Genomic DNA, 13,983 nt, shown 5'->3' with positions numbered 1-13,983 from the left:
CGGAAGGGAGAGTATGGCCAATGGAAGAAGACAAAACGCTGCTGCTGGAGAAGCAGCGGCTTGAGATGACGCTGGATAATATTACGAAGCAGCTTGGCGAATTCGGGACTCGGTATACAGGACACGACTTTACAGAGCAAATGCTGGACCTTCAGCGCGAAGAACGGAAGCGCAGACTAGAGATTGCGGTTCGGGAGCCGTATTTTGGCCGTCTCGATTTTCAGGAAACCGCAGTAGACGGCAACCCTAGCAGAAATGCGGAAGAAGAGCCTAAGCAGCTTTATATCGGGAAAGCCGGGGTGGCGAAGGACGGCGCCGGCGGCGAGCTGCTGGTTGTCGACTGGCGGGCTCCGGCTGCGAGTCTTTTTTATTCCTTTACGGGCGGCGAGGCGGAGGCCGCTTACCAATCGCCTGATGGCGAAATAAGCGGTTATGTTCATTTGAAGCGCAACCTGATGGTTCGGAACAAGGAATTGATCCGTCTGGTGGACAGCTATGTGCGCGGGCAGGAGGAAAGCGGCGTATCCGACGAGTTCCTGCTCTATCGGCTTGGCGAAAACAAGGACAATAAATTAAGAGATATCGTATCGACGATTCAAGGGGAGCAGGACTCTATTATCCGCGCGGAACGGAACAAAGCGCTTTTTATTCAAGGCGTTGCAGGCAGCGGAAAAACGACAGTAGCTCTTCATCGCCTTGCTTTTCTGCTCTATCAATATGAAGGCAGTATAACGGCGGAGCGCATGATTATATTTGCGCCAAGCCGGATGTTCCTCGATTACATTTCCGGCGTGCTGCCGGAGCTGGGCGTAGGCGACATCAGCCAGACCACGTTCACCGACTGGACGATTGAGCTGCTTGAGCATGAGCTTAAGCCTAGCGATCCATCGGAGACGCTTGCTCACTGGTTTGAGGAAAAGCGGACAACGGAGGAGCTGGAGGAGGCTTCGGGCGTGTTCAAAGGCAGTCTTGCCTTCAAGGCAATTTTGGATAATGCGCTGGAAACGTTTAAAAGCGGAATTATTCCCGAGGTATCCTTTGTTCCGCTGGAGGGCTGGGAGCTGAAGCCGGAGCAAATGCAGGAATGGTTTCTGACCGATTATGGCGAGGAATCGCTAATGGAGAAACGGGACCGTCTGGTGAGCCGGATCAGGCGTTGGCTGGAGTCGGAGCTTAAGGCGCGCGGAGTCGTTGACAAGAAAAAGCGTTCAGCGGCTTTGGCCAAATTAAATACCTTCGTCAAGCGGATTCCGTCCTACACGGCGCCACAGCTGTATGCTTCATTGTTCAAGGGCAAAAAAGCGTCAGCCGAAATTCCCGCAAAGGTGGCAAAAGCTACATCGGCAACCTTGGCGCGCGGCGAAGCCGCCTCGGAGGATTTGGCTGCGCTGGCTTATCTTCACCTGAAGCTTTTTGGCCTTAAAAAAGCATTTGATCATATCGTCATCGACGAAGCTCAGGATTATTCGCCGCTTCAGCTGCAAGCCTTGAAGCTATGCCAGCGAAATGTGTCCATGACGGTGCTGGGCGATTTGCAGCAGGGCATTCACAGCTATGCCGGTATTAGTCGCTGGCAGGAGCTGCAGGAGTTGTTCGACGAAAGCGTCACAGGCTTTTTTGAACTGAACCGCAGTTATCGCTCCACGATGGAAATTATTGAATTTGCCAACATCATTCTAAGCGGCATGACAGGCGGGGTTAAACCGGCAGTTCCGGTTTTCCGCAGCGGCGATCCGGTTGTTGTGGAGCAAACGGATGAAGAGGACTGGCTGGCTGCTATTCATGCAACGCTAGTGGAATGGCAGAGCGCAGGCGGCCTGGACACCATTTCCGTAATCGGACGCACGGCGGCGGAATGCGGGACCATCTACGATTATTTGATTGAGCGAGAGATGGAGGTTTCGCTGGTTCAATCCAAGCAGCCGACTTATGGCGGAGGGTTGACGGTGGTTCCGGCCTATTTGTCCAAGGGGCTGGAATTTGACGCGGTGCTTATTGCCGATGCCGGAGCCGAAAAGTACAGCAAAATGGATGCGAAGCTGCTTTATGTCGCTTGTACGCGTGCGCTGCACAAGCTTAAGCTGCTGTATCGCGGCGAGCGGACGCCGCTTTTGAAAGAGGATGGAGAATAGTTGATAGAGGACTGAAATTATTTAGATGGGGGACATGCGCCTTGGATTTGCGAATGCAATACCTATCTTTTTTTGTCATTATGAACGATGGCGAGGATAGCAGCGCCTCAGGCAGACGCTTCAAGCATTATCAGACGATGGACGCCGACGATTACGAGGATAGCGAGCTGAAGAGGTTTCTGGACGAGGAGTTTGTCCGGATTATTAAGCGGAAGGCCGAACGCAATCCCAATACGCCGAACGCTCCGACCAAAATCGGCAGATTTATGGTAGAGCCCGGCTATGAGCTTGGCAGCAACGGCAACTATAACCTGTTCCAGCGGCTGAGGGAAGCGGACACGCAGGAGCGCTACATCGGCATCGCCGACGAGCTGGTGCGGATTTATATGGATACTAGCGCGGTTAGGGGAGGCGCGTTTATTATCGCGCGCGCTCAGCTGCATACCTATTTTAACGAGCCGTTCCTGCTGCTGCTCAAATGCGACTTTGAGCCCAAAATCGCCCGGATTGCCGATGAAAAAAATCTCATTTCCCATGTGGAAATGGCCATCAGCGCCCGCAGCATCAAGTCGATTCAATACCCGCATATGCCGGAGGAAGGCATGCTGGAGCCTTGGGAGCTTAAAATCCATCAGGCCTCCCATGCCCGGTATTTCGAGGATTTCCTGAAATATGTCTCCTACGAAAAGCCGCTGCCCGAGGTTATTGGCGAGCAAGTGGTGGAAATGGTGCACCAATTCATCGCGGACAAATGGCAGGAGGAAGAGGGCACTGAGCGCAGCCAGGAGGAAAACGCGGTGGAGCTATGGGCCGCCAGCGAAAAGCGCGAGCTACAGGAATGGTGGTCGCAGGAGCAGGTGGAAACCGCCGCAGCGGCGCTTGTGGAGCAAAAGCCGGATTTGCCGTTTGCTTTTAAGCTGGGCGGCGTTACAGTGAAGGGACTGCTGTCCGACTTTGGCGGGGCTATCCATTTTGCGAGGCATAACGGCAAATATGTAGCGGTGATTGAAGGAGATGCGTTCCTGTTCGAAAAAGGAATGTCGCCCGTTGAGCTGCTGAACCCCGGCGAGCTGGAGGATCTGCTGCCGGTCATTGGGGCTGAACAGCCGGAGGAGGTTTACGAGGCGTCCGGCAACGGCGACAGCTCCAGCAGCGATACTTGTGGAAGCAGCCCAAGCTCCGACGGAACCACAGGAAGCGGTCCCGACGACGTGCCTTGGTAAAATGAAAGATGGGAGGCGCGGGGCGACGAAGGTTTTGAAGTGTGAAATCGATCCGCGCTTGTAAGGTTGTAGCTGGGGGAATGCTAATTCGCCCAGCTACTTTTTATTTACTTGCTGAAATATCACCATAATTACGAAGTCAACTCTTCCTCGTCCCAAGGCATCCCATAATGAGCCAACGCTATGTTTGACGCTTCAAAGGCTTTTGCTGGTCATTCATGACCGTTACAGCCCGAAATTGCTGGATTTTCATTGAGAAACGGTCATCCGTGTCCTTTAGCGCTCCAAAGTGGGGCACACGGGCTGGATTTAGGGTGGGGACGGACATTAATGTCCATTACACATTGACTTTCCGTCAAAAGCAGCTTTTAAAGGTCATTTTTGTCCGCAAGAATGAAGCTGCCTGCTGCTGCCTGAATTTTAGAATTTTAGAATTTGAGGGGGACAGGCAGTTTATTCCGTAATAATAATTGTGCCTGCATCGACCTGAACCGGATAGGATTCGGCAATCGGGCCTGTAAATACAACCTCAACCTTAACGCCCACCTTTAAATCCGCAGTTGAAGCAGACTCTTGCACACCATTTTTCATTTTAACTATTTTGGTTTCATTCGTTATTCTTGTCAGCGCCTTATCGAAGGTTGACACAGTGGAGGAGCTTTCTCCATCAGCGGCTTCGACCAGAATCATCACAATGTCATCTCCTTCTTGCGAAGATGGGCTCGCGTCATTGTCTGACTGGACCGTAGTGTTGGGGTCCGGTTTTTCTTTGGCCGCATTATCGGAACGTGTCCCTTTCATTACTTGGGTAATGACGCCGTGGATATCTGCGTCTGAGGTGTCATTGTCTCCTTTCCCGGAGACAAAACCTTGTCCGTTTGTATCTACCGCACCAGGATTAGTACTGGCAACAGGGGCGGCAGGCTTCTTCGTGGGCGCCGCTCCTCCGCCAATACCCTTGCTTGCCAGTGCAGTACCTGACAGCATCACCACTAGCAAAGCTGCAACGGTTACAATTTTCATCACATTCTTTTTTGACATTATAATTCAGCTCCTTCATTTTTTTATAACGATTCCGCTACTTTAATCGCTTCTTCTTCAGTGATAGTACCTGTTAAACGATAATGTTTATTCTTCTTGCTCCATCGAAGCTCCAGCTCATTTGGAGCTGACTGCCGAATCCATGCCTCTATATGCGGTATATCAACCTTCCTGAAATCTGCCATATCGTCAAGCAGCGGTTTGGCTTCCAGGCTTAACGTAAAGGCAGAATCTTCCGCTGTATAAATCAATTCGCTGCGCTCCTCCTGAGGGGCTACAATAAGCTGCTTCAATTGGTAGCCATCTGGTACATAAGCAGGCAAGTCGACCAGTGGGGCAATAGAATCCAACCCGATATTTATTTCAGGAGTGCCGATTTCCGTCCATTCATTTCCGGGATTTGGTTCAGATCCGTTTGGACGCTCCATATTTAGCGGTGCAAGCAAGCCAATCGTAAAGAACAGCAGCGCAGTAACGCCAAGAAGCAGCAGGCGCCCGATGATCGAACTCAAGCTGGGCAATGCATGACGGTTAAATATACGACGAGTGGTCTGAGAGCGAAGACGTTCGGTCACTGTTATTTCCTGAAGCGCCTCGTTAATGTGCTTTCTAAATTCAGAAAGTTCAGAAAGCGGATCAGTCCTCATCATCCGGCCTCCCTTCGAGCATCTTCTTAAGCATTAATCTGCCGCGATGCAGGCGGCTTCGCACTGTTCCTTCCGATATGTGAAGGATTTTCCCGATTTCCTGCGTGCTTAGTTCATGATAGTAGTAGAGGAGGATAACATCCTTGAATGGCGTCTTCAGCTTCAGCACGGATTGCAATAGCTCCTTGCTCTGATGTGAAGCGATTATTCGTTCCGTAAAGTCTTCATCCTTTGCGGCTACTTCGTGTTCATTCGGGAGAAACGGGATGACTCGTCTCAACCAGACGCTGCGAAGCATATCCTTGCACGTGTTAATCGTTATACTGAGTATCCATGTCTTCTCGCTGCCCTTACCGCGAAACCGGTCATACTTCCGATGAACCTTGAGAAACACTTCCTGAAACACATCCTCCGCGCGTTGCTTATCGCGCAAATACATGTATGCTGTCCTTAAAACATCGTTTCCGTACAGATCCATGAGGCGGACGGCTTCAGTATTTCTATTTTCAAGATCATGGTTTTCACTTGGCGCCAAAGTAAAAAACACGCTTTTGACCACCCCCTTAACAATTAGACGAATCAGCTCCTGCAATCGCTCCCGTTTCTTGACAATAAATTTGGCTTATGTTGAAAACCGGCTTCTTGAGCGGTATTATTTCATATACCGCTGCTTTTCGCCAGCCACAGCTCTTAAACGTGCGAAGGCAATATGGCTTGCATCTGAAGCTGAAAGGGAGAAGAGGTATGCAACAGACCAAATTAGGCAACGCTGAATAGGCGGAATGGGTGGGGCTTCCAACACTTTAGGAAGCGCTGCTTCGTTCCCCTATTTTTTAGCAAGGGGCGTGTCTTTAAATGAACTTAGTGCTGTTTGCGGCGCTGCTGGCGCTGACCTCATTTTTTGTGGCATCCGAATTTGCTATTATCCGTATCCGGGCAAGCCGCGTGCAGCAGCTGGCGGATGAAGGAGCGCGCAACGCCAAGGCTGTGCAGCAGGTGACAGGGCAGCTTGATGCCTATTTGTCCGCCTGTCAGCTTGGCATTACCATTACCTCGCTTGGCCTGGGCTGGCTTGGCGAACCTACGATTGAGCATGTGCTCAGGCCGCTGTTGTTAAGCCTCGGGGTGGAGGGCAGAACAGGAACGGTTATTTCGTTTGCCGCCGCATTTGTTATTGTTACTTATTTGCACGTTGTATTGGGTGAGCTTGCTCCCAAAACGGTTGCCCTGCATAAGGCGGAGCAGATCAGCTCGTTTACGGCTCCGTACCTTATTGCCTTTTATAAGGCGATGTATCCTTTTATCTGGCTGCTGAACGGGTCTGCAAACGGTCTCGTCCGGCTATTGGGCTTCCGTCCGGCTTCCGAGCAAGAGGCGCATTCGGAGGAGGAGATTCGCCATATTTTAACAGAGAGCCACGAAAGCGGCCTAATTAACGAAAATGAGCTGCTTTACGTCAATAATGTGTTTCAGTTCGATGACAAGCTGGCTCGCGATGTAATGGTGCCCCGCCGCAGGATGATTTGTCTGGATCTGAACAACAGCTATACTAAAAATCTGGCGATTATGCAGGAGGAGCAATATACAAGGTATCCGGTCACCGACGGGGACAAGGATCATGTGGTCGGCTTGCTCAATACGAAGCATTTGTTCCTGCGCTGCGGGGAAGATGGCGTGCCCGATTTGGCGAACCTGCTTCAACCCGTTTTGGCCGTGCCCGACATCTTGCCGGTCAACCGCTTGCTGCGCAAAATGCAGCGGGAGCGGATGCATATGGCCGTGCTCCTGGATGAATTCGGCGGCACGTCGGGACTGCTGACTATCGAGGATATTGTAGAGGAGGTTTTCGGCGAAATCCGCGATGAATTTGACAATGAAGGAGATCAGGATGAGATTGATTTTGCGGAACAAAGAGAAGAAAATGAAATGAGCCAGTATGGACATGCATAAGGATATAAGGAAAGGCTTGAAGGTAAGGGCTTTAAGCTAAAAAGCCGCCGATTGACGAGGGGAGCGCATTAATCGTGATGGATTTGATCCATGCAATTATTATGGGGATTGTGGAAGGGTTAACGGAATTTTTGCCGGTGTCGTCAACCGGTCATCTCATTCTGACGGCGGAATTGCTCAATTTTACCGGCGATCGCGCCAAAACGTTTGAAGTCGTCATTCAGTTAGGCGCGGTGCTGGCCGTGCTGGTGCTGTACCGGAATCGCTTTTTGAAGCTGCTCAATTTTAATTTCCGCAAGGGTAGCGGCCTGAACGCGCTGCATATTGCGCTGGCTATGCTGCCGGCCGGTTTGCTCGGCGTATTGCTTCATGGCGTAATCAAGGAGTATCTGTTTGGTCCGAAAACTGTGCTTGTTGGTCTGGTCATAGGCGGTGTGCTGATGATAATCGCCGACAAGGCCAAGGTTCCGGTGAAAGCGGAGGGACTGGACGACATTACGTACAAGCAGGCTTTTCTGATCGGCTGCTTTCAGATTTTGTCCCTATGGCCGGGCTTTTCCAGATCGGGCTCCACAATATCCGGCGGCATGCTGACGGGTACAAGCCAGAAGGCGTCGGCGGAGTTTACTTTTATCGTGTCGGTTCCCATTATGATGGGAGCAAGCGCCGTTGATCTTGTGGGAAGCCGGGAATTTCTGACGCTGAACGACCTGCCCTTGTTCGCCATTGGGCTAATTGCCGCATTTGTTGTTGGCATGATAGCGGTGGTTACCTTCATCAATATGATGAAAAAAATCCGGCTTAGCTGGTTTGCCTACTATCGTTTCGGGCTTGCCGCATTGTTTGCCTGGATTATTCTCTTCTAAGCTTTTTAAACGTGCTAGTGAAAAAGGTATCTCCGTGTCTCCAGGGACAGGGGATACCTTTTTTCGTAATACTAACGCTTTCAAAATACTGCCGCTTTCGTACTGCTTAGGTTTTTGCGGTCTAAGCTTCGTGCTTTAATACTTTATGATCCAGAACAAATGGACCAAACGGCAGGATTGCCGCTATGGCGGCCAGTGCAACCTTGCGCAGAGGCCAGCTTTTTTCAACCCATACGTGGATAATGGCCAAATAATAGAGGGCAAACAGCAGGCCGTGGACGGCTCCAACAATCGTGACGCCTTCCGGCATATCTCCCCAATATTTCATCGGCATGGCAATAAAAAGCAGCGCAAGAAAAGAGATGCCTTCAATGATTCCCATCAAGCGGAGCCGGCCAATCGTTGTTTTAAACATAACAGGACCTCCCTCGGGCAACAATCTGGATGCTAGAGTCGCCGAAGCGGACTCTTTAGCGGGGTGCCAGTCCGCTCCACAACAGTTCTACGATATCTGAGGCAGATTGTTCCACTGTTTGCAAATCGTTCACAATTTCCTTGCGATTTCTCACAGTCAGCATGGAGGTGAACAGATGAGAGAGAAGTACAGGATCGCATTGTATTATTTCGCCGTCGTTAATTGCTTTTTCGAAAGCATGCTGAAGCACCACGTGCAGCATGCCTTCTCCTTCGCGGATCGCCGCAATTTGCTCCTCCGACAAGCCGAGCGATGCCTCGCGCATCATGGTTTCAAAATCGACATGCGTATTTTTCATATGTCTCGATGCAACTGTCTGCATGCGTTCGCGGAGCGTTCCTGGTCCGTTAATGATCGCAGCAGTGCTGTCATGCGCCATTTTTAAAACAAATAACAAGCATTCGGTAAATAGAATGGACTTGTTGCTGAAATAATAATAAACACTGGCTTTTGTAAGGCCGCATGCCTTGGCAACCGTTTCAAGCGAGACCTTCTCAAAGCCTTGCTCCATAAAGAGAAAGGAAGCGGTGCGCAGGATTTGCACCATGGTTTGCGGGGATTCCGTTGCTTTCGGCCGGCCCGGTTTGCGTTTGCCGTTTGATTTGTTCAAGGCCTGGTCCTCCAATTCAAAAATTTTTCATAAATCGCTGTTGATTAATTAACCTTTGGGTATATATAATTATATTGTCTATAACCATATTGTATACGAAACGTGTTAGAAGTGCGAGTTTAAAACCTGCGTTTCAACATTGAAACAAGAGAGGAAAGGGATGAAGGGAACATGTTTACGAAAATAGGAGGGCTATTTACCGGTCCCAAGGCTCGGTGGGCGACGTTTGCGGCATGGATCGTTATTGCGGCGATTTTGACTGTCGCATTGCCTGCAGTAGGAGACGAGGAACGGAACAACGCGCCAAATCTGCCAGACAACAGTCCTTCTGTTGAAGCGGCAGCGCTTTTGAAGGAGAATTTTCCAGCTAATACTGGATTGCCTGCGCTGCTGGTCTGGCATAGGGAAGGCGGCTTGAACGAGCAGGATTACGGTCTCATTATAGAAACCTCCCGGCAGCTGGCGGATTCTCCGCTTCAGGGACAGGAAGCGGGAATTCCGCTTCACCAATTGCCTCCGCCGGTTCTTCAGGGCATGGCGTCCGAGGATGGAAGCACGCTGGTTCAGCCGGTTCCATTCCAGGAGGGCATGGAAACCGAAGAGCTTAAGGAAAGCTTGCACAAGCTTCAGGACCGGATCAGGACAACGGCGGGGAATGATCCCTTTGCCGTCGAGACGGGCACTGAATTAAGTGCCAGAATTACGGGCCCTGCGGGTATTGCAGTAGATGCAACGGATTTGTTCCTGAATGCGGATTTTGTGCTTCTGCTTGCTACTGTATTACTTGTGTTAGTGCTGTTGCTGCTCATATATCGTTCCCCGATTCTTGCCGTCATTCCATTGATCGGGGTCGGATTCGCTTATGCCGTAACAAGCCCGCTGCTAGGCTGGATGGCAAGAGAGGGCTGGATTGCGGTAGATTCCCAGGCCATCGCCATTATGACGGTATTGCTGTTTGGCGCAGGAACTGACTATTGCTTGTTTTTTATTACCCGGTTCCGTCAGGAGCTTACGAAAACCAGCGATCGCAAAACAGCGCTGCGCCATTCCTTTCAAGGCGCTTCCGGCGCTATAGCCATGAGCGGCTTTACAGTCGTACTATCGCTTCTTGCTTTGTTAGTAGCTAAGTTTGGCGCTTATCAGCGGTTTGCGGTGCCATTTAGCCTTTCCATTCTTATTATGATGATTGCCAGCCTCACGCTTGTACCGGCTTTGCTTGCGATTATCGGGCGCGCTTCATTTTTCCCCTTTATTCCGCGAACAACGGAGGAAGAACGCGAGCTTGCAAAGAAAAAAGGAAAAACATACAAACCTCATGATCCCGAAAGAAAAATGGGTGCTCGAATCGGCAATCTCGTTATCGCCAAGCCATGGAGAGTGGTTGTCAGCTGCACGCTGGTATTAGGTTTGCTTGCGGCATTTGCCACACAAATTTCGTTTACCTATGACCTGCTGTCGTCCTTTCCTAAGGATATGCCGTCACGGCAAGGCTTTGAGACCATTGCGAAGGCCTATACGCCAGGGGAACTGGCGCCAGTGACGGTCATTGTGAAGGATGGAGGGGCGGAGAGCGATCTTCGCGAGACGCTGGCGGCGAATGCTGCGGTTGACCATGTCGGCGAGCGGCAGGTCAGTGAAATCGACAATGCTTATTCGTCCTACAGCGTTGTGCTGGATATCAACCCGTATTCATTGGAGGCTATGTCCGCCATTCCCGAATTGAAGGAAGCCGTGGCTGCAAAGCTTGAGGCCGACGGGGTAGCTAATGCCGCTTCCTCCGTATGGCTAGCCGGCCAGACTGCTGAGCAATATGATACCAAAATGGTGACCGATCGCGATAACGCCGTTATTATTCCGCTGGTCATCGGCCTGATTGCGGTGCTGCTGCTAGCTTATCTGCGGTCGATTACTGCAACAGCCTATCTTATTTTGACCGTCTTATTGTCTTATGCGGCAGCGCTTGGCCTGGGATGGATTATTCTGCATTATGGCTTTGGCGTTGAAGCCATCCAAGGATCTATTCCGCTTTATTCCTTTGTGTTCCTGATCGCGCTTGGCGAGGATTACAACATCTTTATGATCTCCAGCATATGGCAAAAGGCAAAGGTTATGCCGCTGAAGCAAGCGATCAAGGAAGGCGTAGCAGAAACCGGAGGGGTAATCACCTCTGCCGGACTTATTCTGGCCGCTACCTTTGCGGTACTTGCAACGATGCCGATACAGGTGCTTGTCCAATTTGGCCTCATTACGGCGATTGGCGTTTTAATGGATACCTTTATCGTCAGGCCGTTTCTGGTGCCAGCTATTACGGCCATTGTTGGCAAAGCCGCTTTTTGGCCGGGCCGCCATAAAACCACAGAGCAGCATAAAGCGGCTTCTGCTGAGTAGTTCCGTATGGCACAGAAAAGCCAATTAGATTTGCTAGAGCCACGAGTAGAAGGGCTTGGCATTTCGATCAAAACAGCTTAGCTTTGCTTGAGCCAGAAAAAAAGCCTTGGCTTAGCCGATAAAACAGCCGCCGCGATCATCCCTTAAGCTTAAGGGAGTCATTGCGGCGGCTGTTTGTTTTGCCTGTATCAAAGCCCGGTTAAACGAGGTCTGGGGTAATAGGAAAACCCCGGATATTTGACAACGGGCCATTTTTCTTTTCTGAGGACATCAAGCACTTCAGGACCAATATTCAGATTGCTGGCAACCAGCTCTCGAGGCGTAAGCGCCATCCATTGATTAAGCGATACGTCCTGAAATCGGCTGCTTTTGAATATTTCCAGAAACCAGATCGTTTCTGTGCCTGTGTTCTGAATATAGTGGCCGTATGCAAACGGCACGTAACCAACGTCGCCCGCGCGCACATCGAAGGTTCTTGCGGCGCCGTTGCCCGCAAACGCGGTCATGCGTCCTTGACCGGAGAGATAATATTGCCATTCGTCGTTGTTGGGATGCCAATGAAGCTCGCGCATGGCCCCAGGCTGTATTTCAACCAGCGCCGCCGCGATTTGGGTGGATATAGGGAAGTTGGAGGAATCGACGATGCGAACGCTTCCTCCGGGTGTTCGGATAGGCTCTTGCGCAAGCAGGGAATGCTTGAACGTCAGCGGAATAGTTCCGTAAGGAGACTGAACCTGCTGTGAAGACAGCGGACCGGGTACACGGTCCTGATAAATATACACCTGCTGTGCAGGAATAGAGGAAAACGCTTCGGCTGGAACGCCAAAATTGGCCGAAAGAACATCCTTTGGCGTATGGGCAAACCAATCCGAAATGGACAAGGTGTTTAAGTCGGAAAAATGACCGTCGTCGAATACAAGCAGAAACTCGCAGCCGTCCTCAAGCCCCTGGATGGAATGGGGAATGCCGGGCGGAAAATACCATAAGTCGCCAGGGCCGACATCGGCAATAAAGTTGCGTCCATCTTGATCAACGGCAGTAATGCGGGCATGCCCCAGAAGCATATATGACCATTCGGCCTGCTGATGCCAGTGCAGTTCCCGGACGCCGCCGGGGGTAAGGCTCATATTAACGCCCGCAATCGTTGTAGCTACGGGAAGCTCGCGAATTGTAACTTCTCTCGACCAGCCGCCATGGTTAAGCTTCATATTAGTGTCGGAGAATGAAAAACGCAGGTTTGGGACAAGTCCCGCATCTGTAACGGGGGGAACAAGCATATCCGGATTTTGCAAATCCCGCATGATGTCCCTTGGCCCGCGGTCAACGCCGCCCGCTCCGTCTGGCCGGATAGGCTGAGGAATATAGGGTGTTCGCCCTGGAATGCCTTCGGAATTGTCCATATCGGTCACCTCTTCTGCGCAAAAATGAACTCAACTGGGTATACCTATGCACGCCGGGCGATGAGTATGCCTGAAGAAGCTGAACAACTCTTGCTGGTCATGGATGATCTGAACATACATAACATTAGCTCGCAATGTAACCTTTTCATGTCTGCTAACGTCTTATTGTGTATCATTTTATAAAGGTGGTATATCATGCCAAAATCTTTTACAATATCCGCTTTATTGTTATCCATGATTTTGTTAGCAGCCTGCAGCAATGAGGCAGCTACAAATACACCAAACAAAGTAACCAATTTATCAGCACAACAAATCACCAAGGAAAAAAACAGTGTGCAAGCACCTGAAACGGAGCAGCCGGAGGAAACGGTTTTTAAAGCTGAACTGGCAATTGACATCAAGTCTGTGGAGAATCAACTTACAGAAAACGAACGTCCACTGCTGGATGTACTTGAAAAAAATCTAACCGCACTCGTTGAGCATAATCATGCTGCGTTTCAATCCGGGTTTGTTGATGAAAAATTAGCCGATACATTAGCCTTTTATTATGGTGAAAATCTTCAATATAAGTTCACGGGCATCGAAAGTGTTGAGTCCTATACCAACCCCAAAAACCAGGTTCATATTACAGTCATTGGAGAATGCCTGGACACTAATACCGGCAGGATTGATACAGTGAAAATGATGTATGCGATTCGGCAGAGCGATCAAGGCAACTGGGACATATACACAATTGATTAATATAACCCCGCAATAGAATTGAGAGGAGATAGAGGAATGGGCGAAGCATTTAACATGGAGTCTCACATCGCGGAGCAAAAAACAATGTGCCGAAAATATAAAGCGGACTATATGGAAAGCGAGCTTCATCTTAAGGTGGGTATTTCCTGGAATGTCAAGGAGGGAGTTGAGCCCATTCACGGCTTGCGCCTGATGCCGGAGGGCGACACAACGGGATGGTACATATGGGGAGATGAATATTCGGACGCTGATGACTTTTTTGTGCCGCTCCATGTAGCCCATCTTGATGAATGGGACCCCAAAATCAGCAAATATTTGGGGCTTCCGCCCGGCTGGCGGTTTGTTATTGCCGAGGACTACGAGGATGTTTGGTTTGACGAAGGGCTGCTGAAGCGCTGATGTATTGTAAGGGACTTTCAGACAGCCCCTTTCGTATTATTAGGCCAGCCAGATATTACTGGTTGGTCTTTTTTTATGGTCATTCTATGATGGCGGTAGCCGGGAGAACGT

13 protein-coding genes are annotated in these 13,983 nt (G+C 50.4%); 7 read left to right on the top strand and 6 right to left on the bottom strand.

What is annotated here, in order from left to right:
• The first annotated feature begins 20 nt into the window (after positions 1-20).
• Entirely contained in the window at positions 21-2,132 is a 2,112-nt protein-coding gene (locus A7K91_RS00430; protein ID WP_068678557.1) for a HelD family protein, read from the top strand.
• A 41-nt stretch (positions 2,133-2,173) separates the two neighbouring features.
• Positions 2,174-3,355 carry a DUF3900 domain-containing protein gene (locus A7K91_RS00425; protein WP_156739210.1) on the top strand — a complete coding sequence of 394 codons (1,182 nt, stop codon included), beginning with the start codon at positions 2,174-2,176 and terminating at the stop codon, positions 3,353-3,355.
• A 453-nt stretch (positions 3,356-3,808) separates the two neighbouring features.
• Here the strand turns inward: A7K91_RS00425 and A7K91_RS26795 are convergent, their stop codons facing one another.
• Genes A7K91_RS26795 through A7K91_RS00410 form a run of 3 tightly spaced genes read right to left on the bottom strand, consistent with a single transcriptional unit; the run spans position 3,809 to position 5,590 of the window.
• The gene (locus A7K91_RS26795) at positions 3,809-4,396 is read right to left on the bottom strand and encodes a DUF3221 domain-containing protein (RefSeq protein WP_068678555.1); all 588 of its coding nucleotides are present in this window, start codon (positions 4,394-4,396) and stop codon (positions 3,809-3,811) included.
• A 23-nt stretch (positions 4,397-4,419) separates the two neighbouring features.
• Positions 4,420-5,046 carry a DUF4367 domain-containing protein gene (locus A7K91_RS00415; protein WP_082967149.1) on the bottom strand — a complete coding sequence of 209 codons (627 nt, stop codon included), beginning with the start codon at positions 5,044-5,046 and terminating at the stop codon, positions 4,420-4,422.
• Positions 5,033-5,590, bottom strand: a complete 558-nt coding sequence (locus A7K91_RS00410; RefSeq protein WP_245697118.1) for a sigma-70 family RNA polymerase sigma factor — start codon at positions 5,588-5,590, stop codon at positions 5,033-5,035. The genes A7K91_RS00415 and A7K91_RS00410 overlap by 14 nt, the downstream gene beginning before the upstream one ends.
• Before the next feature lie 308 nt (positions 5,591-5,898).
• Here A7K91_RS00410 and A7K91_RS00405 point away from each other — a divergent pair, with 308 nt between their 5' ends.
• A complete protein-coding gene (locus A7K91_RS00405; RefSeq protein WP_068678551.1) occupies positions 5,899-6,993 on the top strand; it encodes a hemolysin family protein in 1,095 nt (364 codons plus the stop codon).
• Positions 6,994-7,070: 77 nt separating this feature from the next.
• Positions 7,071-7,859: an undecaprenyl-diphosphate phosphatase gene (locus A7K91_RS00400; RefSeq protein ID WP_068678549.1), complete on the top strand. Its 789-nt coding sequence runs from the start codon at positions 7,071-7,073 to the stop codon at positions 7,857-7,859.
• Between the two features lie 121 nt (positions 7,860-7,980).
• Here A7K91_RS00400 and A7K91_RS00395 read toward each other — a convergent pair whose 3' ends face one another.
• Both A7K91_RS00395 and A7K91_RS00390 read right to left on the bottom strand, forming a co-directional pair.
• Complete coding sequence (locus A7K91_RS00395; protein ID WP_068678547.1) at positions 7,981-8,274, bottom strand: DUF3817 domain-containing protein; 294 nt, start codon at positions 8,272-8,274, stop codon at positions 7,981-7,983.
• Between the two features lie 55 nt (positions 8,275-8,329).
• Positions 8,330-8,944 carry a TetR/AcrR family transcriptional regulator gene (locus tag A7K91_RS00390; protein WP_068678546.1) on the bottom strand — a complete coding sequence of 205 codons (615 nt, stop codon included), beginning with the start codon at positions 8,942-8,944 and terminating at the stop codon, positions 8,330-8,332.
• Between the two features lie 171 nt (positions 8,945-9,115).
• On the opposite strand from A7K91_RS00390, the gene A7K91_RS00385 reads away from it, so the two are divergent.
• Complete coding sequence (locus A7K91_RS00385; protein ID WP_068678544.1) at positions 9,116-11,332, top strand: MMPL family transporter; 2,217 nt, start codon at positions 9,116-9,118, stop codon at positions 11,330-11,332.
• A gap of 188 nt (positions 11,333-11,520) precedes the next feature.
• On the opposite strand, the gene A7K91_RS00380 is transcribed toward A7K91_RS00385, so the two are convergent.
• The gene (locus A7K91_RS00380; protein ID WP_068678542.1) at positions 11,521-12,732 is read right to left on the bottom strand and encodes an oxalate decarboxylase family bicupin; all 1,212 of its coding nucleotides are present in this window, start codon (positions 12,730-12,732) and stop codon (positions 11,521-11,523) included.
• 195 nt (positions 12,733-12,927) lie between these two features.
• Between A7K91_RS00380 and A7K91_RS00375 the strand changes: the two genes are divergently transcribed.
• Positions 12,928-13,473, top strand: coding sequence for a hypothetical protein (locus A7K91_RS00375; RefSeq protein WP_068678540.1), 546 nt, complete (start codon positions 12,928-12,930; stop codon positions 13,471-13,473).
• Positions 13,474-13,509: 36 nt separating this feature from the next.
• A complete protein-coding gene (locus A7K91_RS00370) occupies positions 13,510-13,872 on the top strand; it encodes an immunity protein Imm33 domain-containing protein (protein ID WP_425415632.1) in 363 nt (120 codons plus the stop codon).
• Positions 13,873-13,983 lie beyond the last annotated feature (111 nt).

It is taken from the genome of Paenibacillus oryzae, from assembly GCF_001675045.1.
Classification (GTDB): Bacteria; Bacillota; Bacilli; order Paenibacillales; family Paenibacillaceae; genus Pristimantibacillus; species Pristimantibacillus oryzae.
Note: the sequence above shows the minus strand (reverse complement) of the source record. Positions and strands in the feature narration are given on the sequence as shown.

Bases quoted from the DNA above. Each gene is read 5' to 3' on its own strand.
- A7K91_RS00405 (WP_068678551.1), top strand. From the start codon at position 5,899: ATGAACTTAGTGCTGTTTGCGGCGCTGCTGGCGCTGACCTCATTTTTT.
- A7K91_RS00430 (WP_068678557.1), top strand. From the start codon at position 21: ATGGAAGAAGACAAAACGCTGCTGCTGGAGAAGCAGCGGCTTGAGATG.
- A7K91_RS00415 (WP_082967149.1), bottom strand. From the start codon at position 5,046: ATGATGAGGACTGATCCGCTTTCTGAACTTTCTGAATTTAGAAAGCAC.
- A7K91_RS00400 (WP_068678549.1), top strand. From the start codon at position 7,071: ATGGATTTGATCCATGCAATTATTATGGGGATTGTGGAAGGGTTAACG.
- A7K91_RS26795 (WP_068678555.1), bottom strand. From the start codon at position 4,396: ATGTCAAAAAAGAATGTGATGAAAATTGTAACCGTTGCAGCTTTGCTA.
- A7K91_RS00370 (WP_425415632.1), top strand. From the start codon at position 13,510: ATGGGCGAAGCATTTAACATGGAGTCTCACATCGCGGAGCAAAAAACA.
- A7K91_RS00375 (WP_068678540.1), top strand. From the start codon at position 12,928: ATGCCAAAATCTTTTACAATATCCGCTTTATTGTTATCCATGATTTTG.
- A7K91_RS00380 (WP_068678542.1), bottom strand. From the start codon at position 12,732: ATGGACAATTCCGAAGGCATTCCAGGGCGAACACCCTATATTCCTCAG.
- A7K91_RS00385 (WP_068678544.1), top strand. From the start codon at position 9,116: ATGTTTACGAAAATAGGAGGGCTATTTACCGGTCCCAAGGCTCGGTGG.
- A7K91_RS00395 (WP_068678547.1), bottom strand. From the start codon at position 8,274: ATGTTTAAAACAACGATTGGCCGGCTCCGCTTGATGGGAATCATTGAA.